This is a genomic window from Streptomyces sp. XM4193, assembly GCF_023072595.1.
GTDB lineage: Bacteria > Actinomycetota > Actinomycetes > Streptomycetales > Streptomycetaceae > Streptomyces.
This window is the reverse complement of sequence record NZ_JALLGK010000006.1, coordinates 149,249-168,954: the sequence shown is the minus strand read 5'-3', so window position 1 is coordinate 168,954 and position 19,706 is coordinate 149,249. Positions and strand designations below refer to the sequence as shown.

The following is a 19,706-nucleotide window of genomic DNA, read 5'->3' as shown; positions in this document are numbered from 1 at the left end:
CCGGGTCCGGTTCTCTTCCGTCCCGGCCTGTGAGAGACCGCACATGATCGCGCCGCACCCGGACGCGCACTCCGTGGCACACTGGCCCGTATCAGTGACGTCAGCGCACTCCGGGGTCGGTGAAAGTCCGAACCGGCGGTTAAAGTCCGCGACCCGGCCGCAGCCAGCGGCCGGTTGACCAGGTGAGATTCCTGGACCGACGGTGAAAGTCCGGATGGGAGGCAGTGCGCGGCGGGCAGTTGCGGCGTTCGGTCCGCGGCGTGCCCCGCGTCCGGTCGTGACGGCCGGGCGGCAGGGCTCCCGGCGGCCTCCGTACGGCGTTCGCGCCCGCTGTTGTCCTTCTCGTACCCCGGAGTCCGTGCCCTTTGGCAGGAGGACCCGGTGGCCACCGCAGCACCGCACCACGAGCGCGAGCGCGAAGCCATGCGCCGTGCCGTCGACCTCGCCGCCCGCGGGCTCGGCCGCACCAGCCCCAACCCGGTCGTCGGCTGCGTAATTCTGGACCCAGCCGGGCGCACCGTCGGGGAGGGCTGGCACAAGCGGGCCGGCGGGCCGCACGCGGAGATCCACGCGCTGGCCGAGGCCGGCGACGACGCCCGCGGCGGCACCGCGGTCGTCACTCTGGAGCCCTGCAACCACACCGGCCGCACCGGTCCCTGCTCCCGGGCGCTGGCGGAGGCCGGAGTCGTACGGGTCGTGTACGCCGTCGCCGACCCCAACCCCACCGCCCGCGGCGGCGCCGAGGCCCTGACCGAGGCGGGGATCGACGTCGAGGCGGGCGTACTCGCGGCACAGGCGGAGGAGGTCAACACCGCCTGGCTGACCGCCGTACGCCGTCAACGCCCCCACGTGCACTGGAAGTACGCCGCCACGCTGGACGGCAGGACCGCGGCGGCCGACGGCACCAGCCGCTGGATCACCTCCGCGCCGGCCCGCGCCGACGTCCACCGGCTGCGCGCCGAATCGGACGCCGTGCTCGTCGGCTCCGGCACCGCGCGCACCGACGACCCGCACCTGGCAGTCCGGGACGTGCCCGGCGCCGAGCAGCCGCTGCGCGTGGTGCTGGACAGCAGTGCCACCGCGGTGGCGCCCGGCGCCCGGGTGCTGGACGGCCTGGCGCCCACTCTCGTCGTCACCTCCACGACCGCCGACACCGCCGCGCTGGAGGAGGCCGGCGCCGACGTTCTGCGGCTGCCGTCGGCGCGCGGGGGCGTCGGAGTGGACCTTCGGGCGCTGCTGGCGGAGCTGTACCGCCGCGACGTGCGCTCGGTACTGCTGGAGGGCGGCCCGACGCTGGCCGCCGCCTTCCTGACCGAGGGCCTGGTGGACCGGATCACCGGCTACCTCGCTCCCGCCCTGCTCGGCGCGGGCCCCTCCGTGCTCGCCGACGCCGGCATCACCACCATCACGCAGGCACAGCGGTTCACCCTGACCGGCACCGAGTCGATCGGGCCGGATCTGCGGATCACCGCCGTGCCCCGGACCACCGAGGAGTCCTGAAGTGTTCACCGGAATCGTCGAGGAGCTGGGCGAGGTCACCGAGGTGACGGAGCTCGGCGACTCCAGCAGGCTGCGGTTGCGCGGGCCCCTGGTCACCGCGGACGTGAAGCACGGCGACTCGATCGCCGTCAACGGCGTCTGCCTGACGGTGGTGACCTTCGGGCAGGGCGGGTTCACCGCGGACGTGATGGCCGAGAGCCTGCGCCGCACCAGCCTGGGCGCGCTGCGCGCCGGATCGCCGGTCAACCTCGAGCGTGCGGTGCCCGCGGGCGGCCGGCTGGGCGGCCACATCGTCCAGGGCCACGTCGACGGCACCGGCACCGTGCTGGAGCGCACCCCGGCCGAGCACTGGGAACTGGTGCGCATCGGCCTGCCGCCCGAACTGGCGCGCTACGTCGTGGAGAAGGGCTCGATCACCGTCGACGGCGTCAGCCTCACCGTCGCCGCCGTCGGTCGGGACGACTTCACCGTCAGCCTCATCCCCACCACGCTCGAACTCACCACCCTGGGCAGCAAGCAGGCCGACGACCCCGTCAACCTGGAGGTCGACGTGCTCGCCAAGTACGTGGAGCGGCTGCTGGCCGCCGGAGCCGTTCCGAACACGGCCCCGGGCGTCGGCGCGCGGACCGCGGAGGAGCGGCGATGAGCGCGCTGGACGGGCTGCACCAGGAGGCGTTCCAGCTCCTGGGCCAGCAGGTCATCTGGTCGGACATGATCGGCAACCTGCTGGGCCTGGCGGCGCTCGCGCTCGGCTGGCGCCGGTCGATACTCACCTGGCCGGTGCAGCTCGCCGCCGGTGTCGTGCTCGTGGTCGCGTACCACTCCGCACAGCTCAGCGGGGGCGTGGGCAAGCAGCTGCTGGTGATCGCGGTCGCCGTCTGGGGCTGGCGCCAGTGGCGGGCCCGGGACGCCAAGGGCGACGACGGCGCCGTACGCGTGCGGTTCGGCACCGGCCGGGAGCGGCTGCTGCTGGTGGCCGGTACGGCGCTGGGCACCGCCGCGGTCGGCGGGCTCTTCACGCTCTTTCCGCAGCTGTCCTGGAGCCCCTGGGCGGACGCGTACATCTTCGTGGGCACGCTGGCCGCGATGTACGCCCAGGCGCGCGGGCTGGTCGAGTTCTGGTTCGCCTGGCTGCTCGTCGACCTGGTGGGGGTGCCGCTCGCCTTCAGCAGCGGGCTGGCCTTCTCCGGCCTGGTCTATCTCGTCTATCTCGTCCTGGTCCTGTGGGGCATGCGCGACTGGTGGTTGCGCACCCGCAGTGCCGAAGCCGCCTCGGCCCCGCGGGTCCGAGCATCGGAAGGAGCGGTGGCATGACCGCGCTCAGCACCTCCCAGGAACCGGCCCCCGGCGGGCAGTTGACGGAGCACGGCGCGCCCTCGCTGCGTCTGGACCCGATCGAGCAGGCACTGGAGGACATCGCGGCCGGCCGTCCGGTCGTGGTGGTCGACGACGAGGACCGGGAGAACGAGGGCGATCTGGTCGTCGCGGCCGAGAAGGTCACTCCGCGGCTGGTCGCCTTCATGATGTCCCAGTGCCGCGGCCTGATCTGCGTCCCGATGGAGGGCGAGGAGCTGGACCGGCTGGAGCTGCCGCAGATGGTCGAGCGGAACACCGAGTCGATGGGCACCGGCTTCACCGTCTCGGTGGACGCCGCTCCCGCGCACGGGGTGACCACCGGCATCTCGGCGGCCGACCGGGCGGCGACCATCACCATGCTCGCCGACCCCGCCTTCGGCGCGGCCGACTTCGTGCGTCCCGGCCACATCTTCCCGTTGCGCGCCAAGCCGGGCGGGGTGCTCACCCGGCGAGGCCACACCGAGGCCGGGGTCGACCTCGCCCGGCTCGCCGGACTGCGCCCGGCCGCCGCCATCGTGGAGATCGCGGACGAGGAGGGCGTGATGATGCGGCTGCCGCAGCTGGTGCCGTTCGCCCGCGAGCACGGACTGTCGATCGTGTCCATCGCGGACCTGGTCGCCCACCGCCGCGCCGTCGAGCAGCCCCCGGCCGACGAGGCGGAGCGCGGGGCCGCGCAAGCACCGGAGCGCGCGGCCGCGCACACGGCGGCCGGGCGCGTCCCCGCCGAAACCCCTCCCGCCGAAGCAGCCCCTGCCGAAACCGCCCCGGCCGCGAGCCCCGCCCCGGCGGCGGTGCGGCGCGAGGCGGAGACCCGACTGCCCACGCTGTACGGCGAGTTCAGGGCGTTCGGCTACCGCTCCGCGGTCGACGGGGTGGAACATGTCGCGCTGGTCGTGGGCGACCCGGGCGACGGTGAGGACGTCCTGGTCCGGGTGCACTCCGAGTGCCTGACCGGCGACATCCTCGCCTCGCAGCGCTGCGACTGCGGACCCCAGCTCCAGGAGTCCCTGCGCCGGGTGCAGGCGGCCGGCCGCGGCGTGGTGATCTATCTGCGCGGGCACGAGGGCCGCGGCATCGGGCTGCTGCCGAAGCTGCGCGCGTACGAGCTCCAGGAGCGCGGGCGCGACACTCTGGACGCCAACACCGAGCTGGGCCTGCCCGCCGACGCCCGCGACTACGCAGCAGCCGCCTCGATCCTCCACGACCTCGGCGTCCGCTCCGTGCGGCTGCTGACCAACAACCCGGAGAAGGCCGACTCCCTCATCCGCAACGGCCTGCGCGTGACCGGCCGCGAAGCCGTCCCCGTACAGGTCGGCGAGCACAACATCCGCTATCTGCGCACCAAGCGGGACCGGATGGGCCACGACCTGCCCTGGCTGGACGACCAGCGGCAGCCGCGCCCGGACCAGTACCCGGCCGAGTACGCCGTCGAGCAGGACGGGCCGACGCCCGCCGGCCCGGGGGAGGAGCATCCGGACCGCACCGCGTTCATCCTCCCCGCCGCGGGCAGCCGGTAGCTCACCGCAGACCCGCCCGACCCGTCCCACCGCACCAGGCACCACCAGTCCCACCGCACCACCCGTCCCACCGCACCACCACAACCGAGGAGCACACACGTGAGCGGCAACGGCGCACCGGAGCTGACCGTCAAGAACTGCCAGGACCTGCGGGTCGCCGTCGTCGCGGCGCAGTGGCACGAGCAGATCATGGACGGTCTGCTCGGCGGCGCGCTGCGCGCGCTGAGCGAGCTGGGCATCGACGAGTCGACCGTGCTGCGCGTCCCCGGCAGCTTCGAACTCCCCGTCGTCGCCGGGGCGTTGGCCGCGCGCGGGTACGACGCGGTGGTCGCGCTCGGCGTGGTCGTCCGCGGTGGCACACCGCACTTCGACTACGTCTGCCAGGGCGTCACCGACGGGCTGGTCCGGGTCAGTGTCGACACCGGCGTACCGGTCGGCTTCGGCGTGCTGACCTGCGACACCGAGGAGCAGGCGCTGGACCGTGCAGGGCTGGAGGGCTCGCGCGAGGACAAGGGCTGCGAGGCGGTCACCGCGGCCGTGGCGACCGCGGTGACGCTGCGCACGGTCGCCGAGCCCTGGCGCTGAGCCGCGAGGCGCGAGCGCGTAGGCTTGGGGTCACCATGGCGAACAAGACATTCGAGGAGCTCTTCGAGGAGCTCCGGACAAAGGCCGCCACCGGCGACCCGATCACCTCCCGCACCGCCGAGCTCGTCTCCTCCGGTGTGCACTCCATCGGCAAGAAGGTCGTCGAGGAAGCCGCAGAGGTGTGGATGGCCGCCGAGTACGAGGGCGCGGACCGCACCGCCGAGGAGATCTCGCAGCTCCTGTACCACCTCCAGGTCATGATGGTCGCCCGGGGCATCTCCCTGGACGACGTCTACGCCCATCTCTGAGCGGCGTCCCGGCGGTTCGCCGAGCCGCTCCGCCGGTGCCCGCCGCCCCGCACCGCCCCCGCAGACCGGGTGACCGCACGGGCCGAACGCCCGTGACGGCCTGAACAGCACCACCATCCGCACAAGGCACGAAGGAAGACACCATGCTGCGCATCGCCGTCCCCAACAAGGGTTCACTGTCCGAGCCTGCGTCGGCGATGCTGCACGAGGCCGGGTACCAACAGCGCAAGGACCGCCGGGAGCTGGTCCTCGTCGATGCCGCGAACGAGGTCGAGTTCTTCTTCCTCCGCCCGCGCGACATCGCCGTCTACGTCGGTTCGGGCAAGCTCGACATCGGCATCACCGGCCGCGACCTGCTGCTGGACTCCGGCGCCGAGGCGGAGGAGATCCTCCAACTGGGCTTCGCCGGCTCGACGTTCCGCTACGCGACCCGCCCGGGCACCGCGCAGCACGTCACCGACTTCGGCGGCATGACGGTGGCCACCTCCTTCCCCGGCCTGGTGCGCGCTCACCTCGCCGAGCACGCGGTCGACGCCTCGGTCGTCCGGCTGGACGGCGCGGTGGAGACCGCGATCCAGCTCGGTGTGGCCGAGATCATCGCCGATGTGGTGGAGACCGGGACCACGCTGCGCAACGCCGGTCTGGAGATCATCAGCGACCCGATCCTCCTCTCCGAGGCCGTGGTGATCAGGGGCCGCGGAACGGACGTCGAAACGCCCAAGGTCAAGCAGTTCCTGCGCCGGATGCACGGCGTCCTGGTCGCCCGCCGGTACGTGATGATGGACTACGACATCCGCGCCGAGCATGTGGAGCAGGCGGTCCGGCTCACCCCGGGTCTGGAGTCGCCGACGGTCTCCCCGCTGCACGACAAGGGCTGGGTGGCAGTCCGTTCGATGGTCCCCTCCTCGGAGGCGCAGCGGATCATGGACGACCTCTACGACCTCGGCGCGCGTGCCATCCTCACCACCAACATCCACGCCTGCCGCATCTGACGGCGGCGCCCGGCGCCCGTCGAGTCCCCGCACCCGCCCAGCTCCGCACCGAGCCCGCTCCACACCTGCCCCGGGAGTACGAACGTGCCCGCCGCATCCGCACCGCTGCCCGCGCTCCCGGTGACCTTCCGTCCCACCCGCACCAGGGTGGTGCTGCTCTGTGTCGGCTTCGCGATGTTCGCCGTGCTCGCCGCGGTCGGACTGGTGCTGGAGCGGCTGCACCCGGGGGAGCGGGCCTCGTTCGTCCTGACCGGACTGCTCTTCTTCGGTGTGCTCGCCCTGCTGGGCAGGCCGCATCTGACCGCCGACCGCGACGGGGTGACCGTCGTCAACCTCACCCGCGTCAGGCGTCTGGAGTGGGCGGAGATCCTGCGGGTCAACCTCCGTTCCGGAGACCCCTGGGTCTTCCTCGACCTGGCCGACGGCACCAGCCTGGCCGCGATGGGCATCCAACCCGGTATCGGCCGCGAGCAGGCGATCAACGACGCCAGGGCGCTGCGCGCGCTCGTCGAGGAGCACGGCAGCGGCACGGGCGGGGACCCGGCGCCCCAACCCTGACCCCGGCCGCCCGGTCGGCTCCCGCAGGGGGCGACGGGTGCGCCGGGGCGCGCGAGAGCGGCGGGTCCGGTGCCGCGTTCGGTGCCCGTGCGGCGCCGCGCCGCCGCGGCCGGTGCTTCCCGGAGGCGTCCGACCGGCCGTGGCGGTCAGCCGAGGGGGCCGGGCATTCCGCCGCCCGGCATCCCGTCACCGGGCAGACCGCCGCCCGGCATACCGCCGCCCCCCGGCCCCCGCCCGCCGGGACCCCGGCCGGAGAGCACCTCGCCGTACGCCTGCATCAGATCGGGCAGCCGAAGCGTCGCCAGATCCTCCCGCGAGGGCTCGGCCGTGTAACCGGCCAGCCGCAGATCACGGTAGGCGCAGCTCTTCTCGTAGAGCGTGCGCACGAAGCGGCCGTTGCCCAGCTCGTCGATCCAGCCCTGGTCCACCACGTGACCGGCGATGCTGCGCAGCTCCTCCAGCGACTCCTCGTCCCACAGGTCGTTGCTGTCGGCGGCCAGCACCTCGCCGATCGAGGTCAGCTCCAGCGGCCGGTGGCTCGGGAAGTCGATACGGGTCGTGAAGCGCGAGCCGAGCCCGGGGTTGACCGCGAGCAGCCGGTCCATGCCCTCGGGATAGCCGGCCAGGATCACCACCAGTCGGTCGCGGTTGTCCTCGGCCCGCTTCAGAAGCACCTGGAGCGCTTCGTCGCCGTACGCGTCGCCCTTGGCGTAGCCGGTGTTGGCCAGGCTGTAGGCCTCGTCGACGAAGAGGACACCGCCGAGCGCGGAGTCGATGAGCTCGTTGGCCTTGACCGCGGTCTGGCCGAGGAACTCGCCGACCAGCTCGGCCCGGCCCGCCTCCACCAGATGCTCACCGCCGAGCAGCCCCAGCGCGTAGAACACCCGGCCCAGGATGCGGGCGACGGTCGTCTTGCCGGTGCCCGACGGGCCCGAGAAGATGAAGTGGCGCTTGGGCGGGTGCACCGGCAGACCCTGCTCCGCGCGGAGCCTGGCCATGTGCAACTGGGCGGACAGCGCCCGCACTTGGCGCTTGACCGGGTCCAGCCCGACCATCCGCTCCAGCTCGGCGAGGGCCTGGCCGAGCAGCACCGGATCGGCCGGCCCGGCGGGCCAGCGCTGCGCACTGCTCTGCCGCCCGGGAAAGAGCCGCGCGGATCTCTCCCGCACCGCGTCGGCGAGCGCGGGCGGTGGGTCGCCGCGTCCCTCTCCGGGCAGCAGCACGGTGTCCGACACGGGGTCCGCCCCCTCGCCCGGGTCCGAGCGGTCCGTTCCCTCGACGAGGTCGCCGCTCTCGCCGCCGAGTCCGTCGCCGTCGAGCGGGCCGCCGGGCACCGGGCCGGTGCCGTCCGCGCTGACGCCGCCGGTGAATCCGCCGATGGCGACCGCGGCCAGGCCGTGCGCGTCCCCGAGGCCGTCCGCGTCGGTGATGGCGGTCAGCCGGGCGGCGGTGTCCATGAACGCCGGGTCGACGCGGTGCACCGCGCGGTAGAGCGGAAGTGCGGCGGCGCTGCGTCCGGTGCCCTCGCGGGCGCGCGCCAACCAGTAGCGCAGCTCCTTGCGTTGGGGCTGCTCGCTGCGGCACCGCATCAGCGCGGAGGCCAGCAGCGGCTCGGCCTGGCCGTACATCTCCAACCGGACCCGGGCCATCCCGGCGAAGAGCCCCGCCTCGATGCCCAGGATCGTGTCGCCCACCAGCGGCTCGGTGTGCGCGACCAGGGTGTCCCAGTCCTTGGCGAGGTAGGCGCGGCAGGCGTGCAGAAACCGCACCTGGCCGTCGGCCTCCACCGGGGGGCAGCCGGCCAGCGCCCGGTCCAGCTCGGCCAGATGGCGGCCGTCCAGCCAGTGCGAGGCGTGCGCGAGCAGCAGGTCCCGCCCCGACTCCAGCACCGGCTGGACCCACCAGCCCAGCCAGTACCAGGAGTTGAAGGTACGACGGTGGCGGGAGCGCTGCTCCCCGAAGCGGTCGCGGTGCTCGTACATCCGCAGCAGCGCGGTGACGGTGTCCGCGCGGAGCGCGTGCAGACCCAGCCAGGCGTCCGCCATGCCCGGGTCGAGCTGGACCGCGGTGCGGAACTCCTCCTCGGCCTGGGTGTAGCCGCCGATGGTGTACGCCTCCACTCCGCGCAGCCAGGCGAGATCGGCGGGAGCGTGCGGTTCGAGCGCGTCGTGCGTGCCGAAATCCATGGACCTCCCCCACGCCGGCGACCCGGTACCGACCACGTGCGTGCACACGGGTGGTGCGTACAACAGCGGTGCCAGGGAGGGTTGTTGACGCACCCTCAAGGCCCGGCGTGCTGGCATGTTACCCGCCCCGCGGGGTGCTCAGTGGTGCCAGGACCGGCCGGATGAGGCGGCCGGAGCAGGCGTTTCGCGTTGCCGGGCGCGGGTCGATGCGCTCGCGATTGCACTCGGACGAGTGGACTTCGCTACCCAGAGTCAGTGCCGGTCGGAACCGCCGGCGGGCGCTGTGCGCTGGCCACCGAAGACGCCACGGGGAGCTGACAGTTGGACACTCTCCGTAGTTGAACCCTCCGGTTCGCGCCGCTTCGGTCCCGGGCGCTCACGGTCGGGTGCGCACCGATTGCAGCGGGTGGGCGGGCCCGGGAAGAACCTGAAAATCTCCCTCCGACTGGCGCACCAGATAGCGCGCGTACGGCAGGGTCGGGTCGTCGGCGAAGTGTGCTCGCTCCTCGGCCGTCCACTCGCTCCAGAAGTCGGCCAGCTCCTCGCCGTCCCGGCGCAGGCCCCGCTCCCAGGCGGTCTCGCGCGGCAGGTCCAACCAGAGCACGGCGCACAGATGGGGACGCAGTGCTCGTCGGCCCGCCCCGACGCCCTCGATCAGCACCGCGGGGGCGGGCGGCAGCTCGGCGCTGTGGATCGCGTGCCGATGCACCCAGTCGTACACCTGGTACCGGGCGGTGCGCCCGCGGGAGAGCGGGCGGATGACCTGGTCGCCGAGGCGTTCGGTCCAGTCGAAGAGCTCCTGGTGTCGGCTGAGGTCGTCCAGGTGCAGCACCGGTGCCCCGCCCAGCAGCGTGGACAGCTGGGCGGACAGCGTCGTCTTGCCGGAACCCGCGTGGCCGTCGATGCTCAGCAGTCGTACCGGCCCGCACGAGGGCGGTGCCCCGGCCAGCCAGGAGGCCAGCTCGCCGACGCTCCAGGCGGCGGGATCGCGGTCGAAGGGCTGAGTGCTCATGTCGATGTCGCCTGCTCGGGTTGGCCGGTGCGGTCGCGGACGGGGTGTGCGCAGATGCCTCGGGTCGACCCCAAGATACGGGCCCGGCAGTGCCCTGCCCAGGGTGCAGCAGTCGGCCCGCTCGCCGCCGGGACGTGCCCCGGTGCGGCCTGGGCCGTCGGCTGTGAAGGGGATGTTTCACCCGGTCCGGAGCGGGCTACAGCGGGGTATATGGTGCAAATCGGATACACGATGATGACCGAACAGGCCGGGCCGCGTGAGCTCGTCGCCCATGTGGTGGCGGCGGAGAAGGCCGGCTTCGACTTCTCCGTCACCTCCGACCACTACTTCCCCTGGCTCGCCTCGCAGGGCCACGCCCCGTACGCCTGGAGCGTCCTCGGGGCCGCCGCCCAGGCCACCAGCCGCATCCCGCTGATGACGTACGTGACCTGCCCGACGACCCGCTACCACCCGGCGGTCGTCGCCCAGAAGGCCGCCACCACCCAGCTCCTGGCCGAGGGACGGTTCCGCCTCGGCCTCGGCTCCGGGGAGAACCTCAACGAGCACGTGGTGGGCGGCGGTTGGCCGTCCGCCCAGACCCGTCTGGAGGCGCTGGAGGAAGCCGTGGAGATCATCCGCGCGCTCTTTCGGGGCGGCAACGTCAACCACCGCGGCACCCACTTCGACGTCGACAACGCCCGGCTGTGGGACCTGCCCGAGACGCTGCCGCCCATCGGCCTGGCCGTCTCGGGCGCTCGCTCGGCGAAGCTCGCCGGACGCGTGGCCGACCTCGTCATCGCCACCGAGCCGCGCGCCGAGCTGCTGGAGTCCTTCGACCGCGCGGGCGGCGCCGGCAAACCCCGGGTCGGCCAGCTCCCGGTCTGCTACGACCCCGACCCGCGGGCGGCCCGCGCCCGCGCGCACGACCAGTTCCGATGGGCCCTGGGGGCCTGGCCGGTCAACTCCGAGCTGCCCGGGCCGGTCGCCTTCGACCGTGCGACCGAGCAGGTCACCGTCGAGGACGTCGCCGCCGCGGTGCCCTGCGGCGACGATGTGGCGGACTTCGTCGAGGCCGTGCGCCCGTACGCGGCGGCCGGGTTCACCGAGATCGCGCTCGTCCAGGTCGGGGGCGCGCACCAGCAGCCGTTCATCGACTGGGCCGAGCGCGAACTCCTGCCCGCGCTGCGGAGGTTGTAGCGTGCCGGACCCACCGGACGGAGCCCGCGGCGAGCCCTCGCCGGCCCCGTCGTCGCAGGCACCGCCTTCGTCGGCCCCGTCTTCGCCGGCCGCGGAGGCATCGAGCAGCGCCGAGGCGTACGCCGCGCTGCTGGACCAGCCGGTCCAGATCGTCACCGCCGCGGCCGGGGGAGAGCGCGCCGGCTGCCTGGTCGGCTTCGCCGGGCAGTGTTCGCTGAGGCCGGTGCGCTTCGCCGTCTGGCTCTCCCGGGTCAACCGCATCTGGCGGATCGCCGACCGCGCCGACCACCTCGGCGTCCATCTGCTCGACCCCGAACGCCTCGACCTGGCACGGCTCTTCGGCGGCGAGACGGGCGACGAGACCGACAAGTTCGCCCGTGTGCAGTGGCGTTGGGGCCCATGCGGGGTACCAGTCCTCGAGGAGGCCGCGGCGTGGTGCGTCGGCGCGGTGCTCGGCCGCGTGGACGGTGGCGACCACGAGGGTTTTCTGCTGGACCCGGTGCGGGCAGCGGTGCCCCGGGACCGGACGCGCGGCGCGTTCCTCTCGCTCGACGACACCCTGCACCTCGACCCGGGCCACCCGTGAACCCGCCGGGACGCACTCCGGGCACCGCGACACCCGCAGACCTCCACGACCCCGGGCGCGCACCCGGAGGCGACGGAGCACCACCGAACGGAACAGCACCAGTGAACGGAACAGCACCACCGAACGGAACAGCACCAGTGAACGGAACGGCACCACTGAACGGAACAGCACCATGACCGACCGCGTCGCACTCTTCGACATGGACGGCACCCTCACCGACACCAACGCACTCCATGTGGTGGCCTGGTGGGAGGCCTTCCGTCAGGCCGGCCACACGGTGCCGACCGCCGCCATCCACCGCGCCATCGGGTTGGGCGCCACCGACCTCCTCGAACGTCTCCTCGGCCCCGACCGGGACACCGATCGCGACGAAGCGCTCAAGAGCGCCCACACCGTGCTCTATGGCACCTGGTTCGGCCGCATCCCCGTCCTGCCCGGAGCCCGCGACCTGCTGCGCGAGCTCGCCGACCGCGACTGGCGCATCGTCGTGGTGACCTCCGCGGGAGACACCGAACTGAACGCGCTGCTGCGGGCGTTGGACGCCGACGACGCCATCACCGACATCGCCGGCGGCGCACACGTCACCCGGGGCAAACCCCACCCCGAGCAGGTCGAACGCGCGTTGCGGATGGCCTCCGTCCCGGCTGGCCACGCGGTCTTCGTCGGCGACTCGGTGTGGGACATGCGCGCCGCCGCCCGTGCCGAGGTGACTGCGATCGGGCTGCTCAGCGGCGGCCTGCCCGAGGCCGACCTCGTGGAGGCGGGAGCAGCCGAGGTGTACCGCGACCCGGCCGAACTGCTGGACTCGCTCGACGACAGCGCCTTCGCCCGGGCCGCCTCCGGCTGAGGCGCTGCCGTACACCCGCGTACCCCCCTTACGTGCCCGAGTCCCGCGTACCGCAGTTGTGGCGGCCACCGCTTCGGACTGCCCCAACTGGCCCCGAGCGACCGTCGGTTGAGGAGTGACGGGCGCCGGTCGGCTCGGGCGCCGCCAGTGCACGGCGGTCGGTCTCCGGGCCTTGTGGCTGGTCAGGGAGGCCCGGTTAGGGTGTCGGTGAAGCAGCCGTGTCTGTAGTGCGAGGGGGAAACCGGCCGTGGGGATGATGCTGCCTGCCGAGGTCGAAAAGGGCCTGGGGATGCTGGGGTTCAACTGGCCGGAGGCCGATGAGTCCAAGCTGATGGAGTCGGCGCAGGCGTGGATCCAGTTCGCGATGGATCTCGAGGCGTTGCAGGTGGCGGGGAGCAAGGCGGCGGGGAACGTCACCTCGGAGAACTTCGGTACCTCGATCGAGGGTTTCAACGAGTCGTGGCGGGAGTTTTCGGGGACGGGCAGCGGTTATCTGGATGATGCCCGTACGGCGGCGACGGTGTTGGCGACGACGTTGCAGGTCGCGGCCGGGATCGTGATCGGGTTGAAGATCGCGGTGATCATTCAGGTCATCGTGTTTCTGGTGCAGTTGGCGGCTGCGGCGGCTGCTGCGGCGCCGACGTTCGGGTTGTCGGCGCTGGCCAGTGGTGGTTTCTACGCGGCGGCGCGCACGATTTTGACGCAAGTCCTGAAGTGGGCGGCGAAAGCGCTGCTGGACACGATCGTCGACGCGCTCAAACAGACGGCGATGAAGGCGATCCAGGCAATGGTCCAGGACCTGGCGCGGCAGTTCACCAACCAGCACTTCGGCGCCCAGGACGGCATCGACTTCGGCAGCGCCGTGGACAAGGGCGGCGAAGCCGGTTTGAACGAGGCCAGGAACCAGGTGCAGAACGCCGGGTCCAACTTCGTCGACAACTTCGCCTCGCAGGCCGGGAGTTCGGCGCGTCGAGGGGTCGAGAACAGCGGCAACAGCGACTCCGCCGGTGACGGCACCACCTCCGGCACGGACGGCGCCGACACCACAGCCTCGGGCGCGGACAGCTCCACCGGCTCCGACGGGCCCGCTTCCACCGGCAGCGACGGTGCGGCCGGCTCCGACGGCTCGACGGGCTCCACTGGCTCCGATGGGTCGACGGGCTCCACCGGCTCCGATGGGTCGACGGGCTCCACCGGCTCCGACGGTTCGACAAGCGCGGGCGGCGGCAGTACCGCACCCTCGGGCAGCGGTACGCCTGGTGGTTCCGGTGCGCCGGCAGGCTCGGGTGCGCCCGGCGGCAGCGGCGCCCCGTCCGGTGCGGCCTCGCCCAACTCCGGTCCCGGTGACGGCAGTTCCAGCGCCACCGCTCCCGGCGGCGGGCAGGACAGCGCCGGCACACCCAGCGGTTCGGACGGCACTCGCTCGGACGGCGGTGACGGTTCGGACGGCGCCAGCCACTACCCGCGCCCCGCCGACACCAGCGACCGGTCCTACCCCGACAACCCCTTCGACGCCCCCGGCGCCCCGGAGTCGGGCTCCGATCCCGCCGCGTCCGACTCCAGCCGGCCGCCGAGCTCTGCCGACAGCGCCGCCGACTCGCCCTCAGCGTCGCCGGCCCCGGACGCAGACACCACCCAGCGGCCCGACCCCGGAAACTCCGCGACATCACCCGAGCCGTCCGCGTCCTCCTCCGACGGCCCCTCCACCGATCGCAGCGCACACTCCACACCGGACCCCGCACCGGACTCCCGGCCCGCGCCGGACCCCGGGGCTGCCTGGGACCCCGGGCCCGCGCCGGACCCGAGCCCCCGCCCCGCACCGGAAGCCGGGCCCGCACCGGGCCCGTCGAGCCCAGCTGTGTCGAGCCCGGAAGCATCGGGCCCGGACGCGCCCCGCACGTCCCCCGAGGCGGACGGTCCGCGCTCAACTACCGTGCCCGACAACGACGTTCCCCGGCCCGCGCCGGACGGCGACTCCGTACGGCCCGCACCCGTGCCGCCCGCGCCCGAGGGCGACGCGCCCCGGCCGGCTCCGGCTCCGGCTCCGGAGGGGCCGCGTTCGGACGGCCCGGCTCCTGACACCGCTCGCGAGCCGGCACCGGCACCGGCCCACGCCTCGACCGGCGCCGACAGCGCCGCGCCCACGGGTCGTCCGGGGCCGGACGGAGGCGCCGCTGCCCCGTCCACGACCCCGCAACCGGCCGCCACCGCCGCGAGTGCCCCGCCCGTGGCAGGTGCCCCGGGTGCCGCCGACGCACCTGCCGCCGGCTCCCAGATCCCGAGCCAGGCAACCGTCGCCCCCACAACGACGGGCGGCGACGGTGCGCAGCCCGGCAGCGCGCAGCCCGCCTCGGCGTCCGGCCCGGCCTCCCCGTCCGGCGACGCGTCCCCGTCCCGTCCCGCGTCCCCGTCCGGCTCCGCGTCCCCGTCCGACGCGTCCGCCTCCGCCTCTCCTTCCGGCAGCGACCGCGGCGCTCCGACCCAGTCCGACTCCGCGCCGCCGACCGGATCGGCCCGGCCCGAGGCGGCCACATCGCCGTCCGGTCCGACGCCCGCCGACGCCGGCACCGGCAACACCCCCGGCAACGACGGGCCCGCCACCGCGGACAGCGGCGACGGCCACGGCTCCGACGACGTGTCGGACGCCTCCGACACCGACAGTGCGGACGCCTCCGACTCCCCGGTACTCGACAGCCCCGAGAGCGATGCGGCGCCGCCGCCTCCTCCGGTGAGCCCCGAGCCTCTCGCGGATGCGACGGCCGATCCGCAGGAGGCGTCGCAGCACGAGCGGGCCACCGAGTGCCCGACGGACCCGGTCAACGCCGCCACCGGCCAGATGCTGATGGAGGAGACCGACCTCTCGCTGCCCGGCATCCTTCCGCTGGTCGTCCGCCGCAAGCACAAGACCGGTTACCGCTACGGCCAGTTCTACGGCCCGAGTTGGTCCTCCACCTTCGACGAACGCCTCGAACTCGACGCCCACGGCGGCGCCCAGTGGTCCCGCCACGACTCAGCCGTCTTCTGCTACCCCACCCTCCCCACCACCCCCGACGAAACCGTCACCCCCCTCGAAGGCGACCTCTCCCACCTCACCCTCACCGGCCCGGACGAGAACGGCGTCACCACCTACCTGGTCACCGAGCCGCGCAGCGGCATCACCCGCCACTTCCTCACCGGCGACGCCGACGACCGCCGCCTCTGGCTCGCCCACCTCTCCGACCGCAACCACAACACCATCACCTTCCACCGCACCCCCGACGGTTCGCCCACCGCCGTCACCCACACCGGCGGCTACCACGTCGACGTCGCCACCACCGCCGGCCGCGTCACCGCCCTCGCCGTGCGCGACACCCGTACCGACGAGACGACCCCGGTGACCGCCTACGCCTACGACGACGCCGGGAACCTCGCCGAGATCGTGAACTCCAGTGGCCGGCCGCTCCGTTACACCTACGACGAGCACCGCCGCATCACCTCCTGGACCGACCGCAACGAGGACACCTACCGCTACCTCTACGACCACGAGGGCCGCGTCCACGAGACGGTCGGCCCCGACGGTGCGCTCTCCAGCCGCTTCGAGTACGACACCGACGCCCGCGTCACGCTGTACACCGACGCCTGCGGCGCCACCACCACCTACCAGTACAACGAACTCCACCAGGTCGTCGCGGAGACGGACCCGCTCGGCAACACCACCCGCTCGACCTGGTCCCGAGACGATCTGCTTCTGAGCCGTACCGATCCGCTCGGCCACACCACCACCCTGGAGTACGACGAGCACCGCAATCCGGTGGCCGTCCACCACCGCGACGGCACCGTCAGCCGCACCGCCCACAACCATCTGCACCTGCCCACCACCAGAACCAACCCCGACGGCAGCACGATCACCTTCGAACACGACGAGAGCGGGAACACCGTCTCCGTGACCGGGCCCGACGGCGCCACCACCCGCCTCACCCGCGACAGCTCAGGCGCCGTCACCTCGATCGTCGACCCGGCGGGCGGAACCAGGTACGCGGTCAACGACGCCGCGGGCCTGCCCGTCCGGCTCACCGACGAGCTCGGTGCGTCCACCCTTCTCCACCGGGACGCCTTCGGCCGCCCGGTGGAGACGACCGACCCGCTCGGCAGCACCACCCGACTCGTCTGGACACCAGAGGGCGGGCTACTCTCGCGCACCAACGACGAGGGCAGCACACAGAGTTGGACGTACGACGGCGAGGGCAACCGGCTCAGCCACACGGACAGCACGGGCGCGGTCACCACTTTCGAGTACACCCGTTTCGACAGGCTGGCTGCCCGTACCGATCCCGACGGCGCGCGCTACGAGTTCGTCTACGACCCCGAGTTGCGTCTGACCGGTGTCCGCAACCCCCAGGGTCTGAGCTGGGACTACCGCTACGACCCGGCCGGCCGTCTCATCGCCGAGTCCGACTTCGACAACCGCACCCAGCAGTACACCCACAACGCGGCGGGCCGCCTCACCACCCGCACCACACCCCTCGGCGAAACCGTCACCTTCACCCACGACACCGTCGGCCGCCCCACCACCAAAACCACCCCCGACGGCACCACCACCTACACCTACGACACCGCCGGACGCCTCACCGGGGCCGCCGCACCCCACTCCACCCTCACCCGCACCTACGACACGCTGGGCCGCCTCACCGCCGAAACCGTCGACGGACACACCACCCACTACACCCACGACATCCTCGGCCGCCGCACCTCACGCACCACCCCCACCGGCGCCACCACCACCTACACCCACGACACCGCCGGCAACCCCACCACCCTCACCACCGAAGGCCACCAACTCACCTTCACCCACGATGAGTTGGGCCGCGAAACCACCCGCACCCTCACCCCCGCCACCACCAGCCACACCACAGGCGACCTCGACCCCGTCACCCTCACCCACACCTGGAACCCCCTCGGCCGCCTCACCGACCAACACCTCACCACCGGCGACCACACCCTGCGCCACCGCACCCACACCTACCGCCCCGACGGCCACCTCACCGCCACCACCGACCACCACACCGGCGACACCACCCACTACCAACTCGACACCACCGGCCGCCCCCTGACCGTCACGGCCGACAACTGGACCGAGTCCTACGCCTACGACAGCGCCGGCAACCAGACCCACGCCACCTGGCCCGACCGCACCCCCAACCGCGCCGCCCGCGGCAACCGCACCTACGTCGGCACCCGCATCCAATCCGCCGGACGCATCCGCTACACCCACGACGCCGCCGGCCGCACCACCGTCCGCCGCAAAACCCGCCTCTCCCACGCACCCCACATCTGGCGCTACACCTACAACACCGAAGACCAACTCACCACCTGCACCACCCCCGACGGCACCCTCTGGACCTACACCTACGACCCCCTAGGCCGCCGCACCGCCAAACACCAATGGTCCCCAGACCGTACGACCACGGTGTCCTCCACCCACTTCACCTGGGACGGCACCCGCCTCGCCGAACAGACCGACACCACCACCGGCATCACCCTCACCTGGGACCACCACGGCCACCGCCCTCTGACCCAACTCGAACGCAAACCCCGCACTCAGGACGAGTACGACTCCCGCTTCTTCGCCATCATCACCGACCTCGTCGGCACCCCCACCGAACTCGTCGACGAAACCGGCCACATCGCCGCCTACGCACGCACCACCCTCTGGGGCACCACCAGCTGGAACCGCGACGCAACCGCCCACACACCCCTCCGCTTCCCCGGCCAATACGCCGACCCCGAAACCAACCTCCACTACAACCACCACCGCCACTACGACCCCGACACCGCCCGCTACACCACCCCCGACCCCCTCGGACTCACCCCCGCCCCCAACCCCACCACCTACGTCCACAACCCCCACACCCACACCGACCCCCTCGGACTCGCACCCTGCGAAGGGGAGCAGAACCCGCTGCCGGCCGTCGGTCCCAGCGAGGTGTGGCAGGGAGACGTCCACGGGGACGTCGTCGTGCAGGGCGGCACGGTCGAGGGAGATGTGCACGGCACCGCGGTCGTGGTGGACGGTGGCACGGTCAACGGCAATGTGCAGAACGCGGTGCAGATCGGCGGCCACAACGTCATCGGTGAACAGGGCCCGCCGGGTGCGAACACCATCACCGGCAACGTCACCGGCGTGCCCGGCCACTCGCCGGGTGTCTCGGTGCAGACCGGGCAGCTCGACGGCGGCGTCAACATCGACGGCGAACGGGTCTGGCCGTTGGAGGGCGAGGGCGCGGGCGGTGCTCGCCCACGTCACGTCACCAACCGACTCAGCGGCGATGTGAACGGCACGGCGATTCAAGCCGGTTCCATCCACGGAGGCGTCCACCTCGACTGATCCGACAGCGCGGGCGGGCCCGATCACCGAGCCGGATATGCGTTCCTGTTCAGGTCTCCGGGCTGCCCGCCCTCACCGGCTGCGGCGTTCGAGGCCTGGCTCCGCCGGGACGTGTGTGCCTGCGCGTCACTGTCCGCCGAAGCAGCGTTGATTTCACTCGCAAGTGCCTTGTTGTGCCAATTAATTGCTCGGTGCATGCTGCTTTTCGGATCACGAGTCGACGAGGCTGAGTTCTGAACGGACCGTGCGGTGGCCAACGATTTTTCGGGGTGCCGTGCGGGCGAAGAAGTGCGGGTGGAGGCGGTGCTGGCGGCCTCCGAGTCGCCACCGAAATCAGTCGTGTCGCCGAGCACCGCCAGCTTGTTCGCCGGAGAATGAAGGCGGGTGACCGCGAGTCCATCGACCCGTTCGTTCGCGACAGTTCTGCGCCGATCCGGCGAACAGTGGGCCGACGGTTCCGCAAAGGCAGAGAGTTCGTCGATTGCTCTGTTCGTCAACTCGCTGTCGGGTGAGTGGAATCGGTCGCTCAGTAAGTGGCTGACGTGCGAAGGAGGCGCGGTCGGTCGAGATGGACGGCACGGCGCTGATAATCCGTCCTCCGGTTCGCGGGGGTGTTTCGATCCGAGTATCCGTGAACCCTTGAATTCGGGCGGCGAGCAGGAGCGTGTGGTGGGTGCCGTCGCGCTGTCTGCTCGCGCGGAGCCGGTCGGAGTTCGACG

General features: G+C 72.5%; 13 protein-coding genes, 1 pseudogene and 1 riboswitch. Of the genes and pseudogenes, 12 read left to right on the top strand and 2 right to left on the bottom strand.

All coding sequences use genetic code 11. The features are described 5' to 3' along the window. The first annotated feature begins 101 nt into the window (after positions 1-101). A riboswitch (FMN riboswitch) is annotated at positions 102-232 on the top strand. 149 nt (positions 233-381) lie between these two features. The 8 genes and pseudogenes from ribD (at position 382) to MTQ01_RS17485 (ending at position 6,816) form a co-directional block, all read left to right on the top strand. Further along, the gene (gene ribD, locus MTQ01_RS17520) at positions 382-1,500 is read left to right on the top strand and encodes a bifunctional diaminohydroxyphosphoribosylaminopyrimidine deaminase/5-amino-6-(5-phosphoribosylamino)uracil reductase RibD (RefSeq protein ID WP_374207777.1); all 1,119 of its coding nucleotides are present in this window, start codon (positions 382-384) and stop codon (positions 1,498-1,500) included. Between the two features lies 1 nt (position 1,501). Then, positions 1,502-2,146, top strand: a complete 645-nt coding sequence (locus MTQ01_RS17515) for a riboflavin synthase (RefSeq protein ID WP_247491496.1) — start codon at positions 1,502-1,504, stop codon at positions 2,144-2,146. Then, entirely contained in the window at positions 2,143-2,814 is a 672-nt protein-coding gene (locus MTQ01_RS17510; RefSeq protein ID WP_247491495.1) for a nicotinamide mononucleotide transporter family protein, read from the top strand. Before MTQ01_RS17515 ends, MTQ01_RS17510 begins: the two co-directional genes overlap by 4 nt. After that, positions 2,811-4,238 (top strand): annotated as a pseudogene (gene ribB / locus MTQ01_RS17505) (3,4-dihydroxy-2-butanone-4-phosphate synthase); the annotation flags it as partial. The gene MTQ01_RS17510 and the pseudogene ribB, both read left to right, overlap by 4 nt. Positions 4,239-4,472: 234 nt before the next feature. Continuing rightward, positions 4,473-4,958, top strand: coding sequence for a 6,7-dimethyl-8-ribityllumazine synthase (gene ribH / locus MTQ01_RS17500; protein ID WP_247491494.1), 486 nt, complete (start codon positions 4,473-4,475; stop codon positions 4,956-4,958). A 35-nt stretch (positions 4,959-4,993) separates the two neighbouring features. Then, positions 4,994-5,266 (top strand): phosphoribosyl-ATP diphosphatase, encoded by a 273-nt coding sequence (locus MTQ01_RS17495; RefSeq protein WP_247491493.1) that lies wholly within the window; start codon positions 4,994-4,996, stop codon positions 5,264-5,266. Positions 5,267-5,409: 143 nt separating this feature from the next. After that, positions 5,410-6,258: an ATP phosphoribosyltransferase gene (gene hisG, locus MTQ01_RS17490; protein WP_247491492.1), complete on the top strand. Its 849-nt coding sequence runs from the start codon at positions 5,410-5,412 to the stop codon at positions 6,256-6,258. A gap of 84 nt (positions 6,259-6,342) precedes the next feature. Next, a complete protein-coding gene (locus MTQ01_RS17485; RefSeq protein WP_247491491.1) occupies positions 6,343-6,816 on the top strand; it encodes a PH domain-containing protein in 474 nt (157 codons plus the stop codon). A 146-nt stretch (positions 6,817-6,962) separates the two neighbouring features. On the opposite strand, the gene MTQ01_RS17480 is transcribed toward MTQ01_RS17485, so the two are convergent. Continuing rightward, on the bottom strand, positions 6,963-9,002 hold the full coding sequence (locus tag MTQ01_RS17480; protein ID WP_247491490.1) for an ATP-binding protein: 2,040 nt from the start codon (positions 9,000-9,002) through the stop codon (positions 6,963-6,965). Between the two features lie 376 nt (positions 9,003-9,378). Beyond that, complete coding sequence (locus MTQ01_RS17475; RefSeq protein WP_247491489.1) at positions 9,379-10,014, bottom strand: uridine kinase; 636 nt, start codon at positions 10,012-10,014, stop codon at positions 9,379-9,381. Positions 10,015-10,224: 210 nt separating this feature from the next. On the opposite strand from MTQ01_RS17475, the gene MTQ01_RS17470 reads away from it, so the two are divergent. From MTQ01_RS17470 to MTQ01_RS24995, 4 genes are all read left to right on the top strand, one after another. Then, complete coding sequence (locus MTQ01_RS17470; protein WP_247491488.1) at positions 10,225-11,190, top strand: TIGR03557 family F420-dependent LLM class oxidoreductase; 966 nt, start codon at positions 10,225-10,227, stop codon at positions 11,188-11,190. A gap of 1 nt (position 11,191) precedes the next feature. Beyond that, entirely contained in the window at positions 11,192-11,776 is a 585-nt protein-coding gene (locus MTQ01_RS17465; RefSeq protein ID WP_374207776.1) for a flavin reductase family protein, read from the top strand. Positions 11,777-11,948: 172 nt separating this feature from the next. Beyond that, a complete protein-coding gene (locus MTQ01_RS17460; RefSeq protein ID WP_247491487.1) occupies positions 11,949-12,623 on the top strand; it encodes an HAD family hydrolase in 675 nt (224 codons plus the stop codon). Between the two features lie 253 nt (positions 12,624-12,876). Beyond that, positions 12,877-18,987, top strand: a complete 6,111-nt coding sequence (locus MTQ01_RS24995; RefSeq protein ID WP_282613816.1) for an RHS repeat-associated core domain-containing protein — start codon at positions 12,877-12,879, stop codon at positions 18,985-18,987. The last annotated feature ends 719 nt before the right edge of the window (positions 18,988-19,706 follow it).

Bases quoted from the DNA above. Each gene is read 5' to 3' on its own strand.
- MTQ01_RS17510 (WP_247491495.1), top strand. From the start codon at position 2,143: ATGAGCGCGCTGGACGGGCTGCACCAGGAGGCGTTCCAGCTCCTGGGC.
- MTQ01_RS17495 (WP_247491493.1), top strand. From the start codon at position 4,994: ATGGCGAACAAGACATTCGAGGAGCTCTTCGAGGAGCTCCGGACAAAG.
- hisG (WP_247491492.1), top strand. From the start codon at position 5,410: ATGCTGCGCATCGCCGTCCCCAACAAGGGTTCACTGTCCGAGCCTGCG.
- MTQ01_RS17480 (WP_247491490.1), bottom strand. From the start codon at position 9,002: ATGGATTTCGGCACGCACGACGCGCTCGAACCGCACGCTCCCGCCGAT.
- MTQ01_RS17475 (WP_247491489.1), bottom strand. From the start codon at position 10,014: ATGAGCACTCAGCCCTTCGACCGCGATCCCGCCGCCTGGAGCGTCGGC.
- MTQ01_RS17470 (WP_247491488.1), top strand. From the start codon at position 10,225: ATGGTGCAAATCGGATACACGATGATGACCGAACAGGCCGGGCCGCGT.
- MTQ01_RS17460 (WP_247491487.1), top strand. From the start codon at position 11,949: ATGACCGACCGCGTCGCACTCTTCGACATGGACGGCACCCTCACCGAC.
- MTQ01_RS24995 (WP_282613816.1), top strand. From the start codon at position 12,877: ATGATGCTGCCTGCCGAGGTCGAAAAGGGCCTGGGGATGCTGGGGTTC.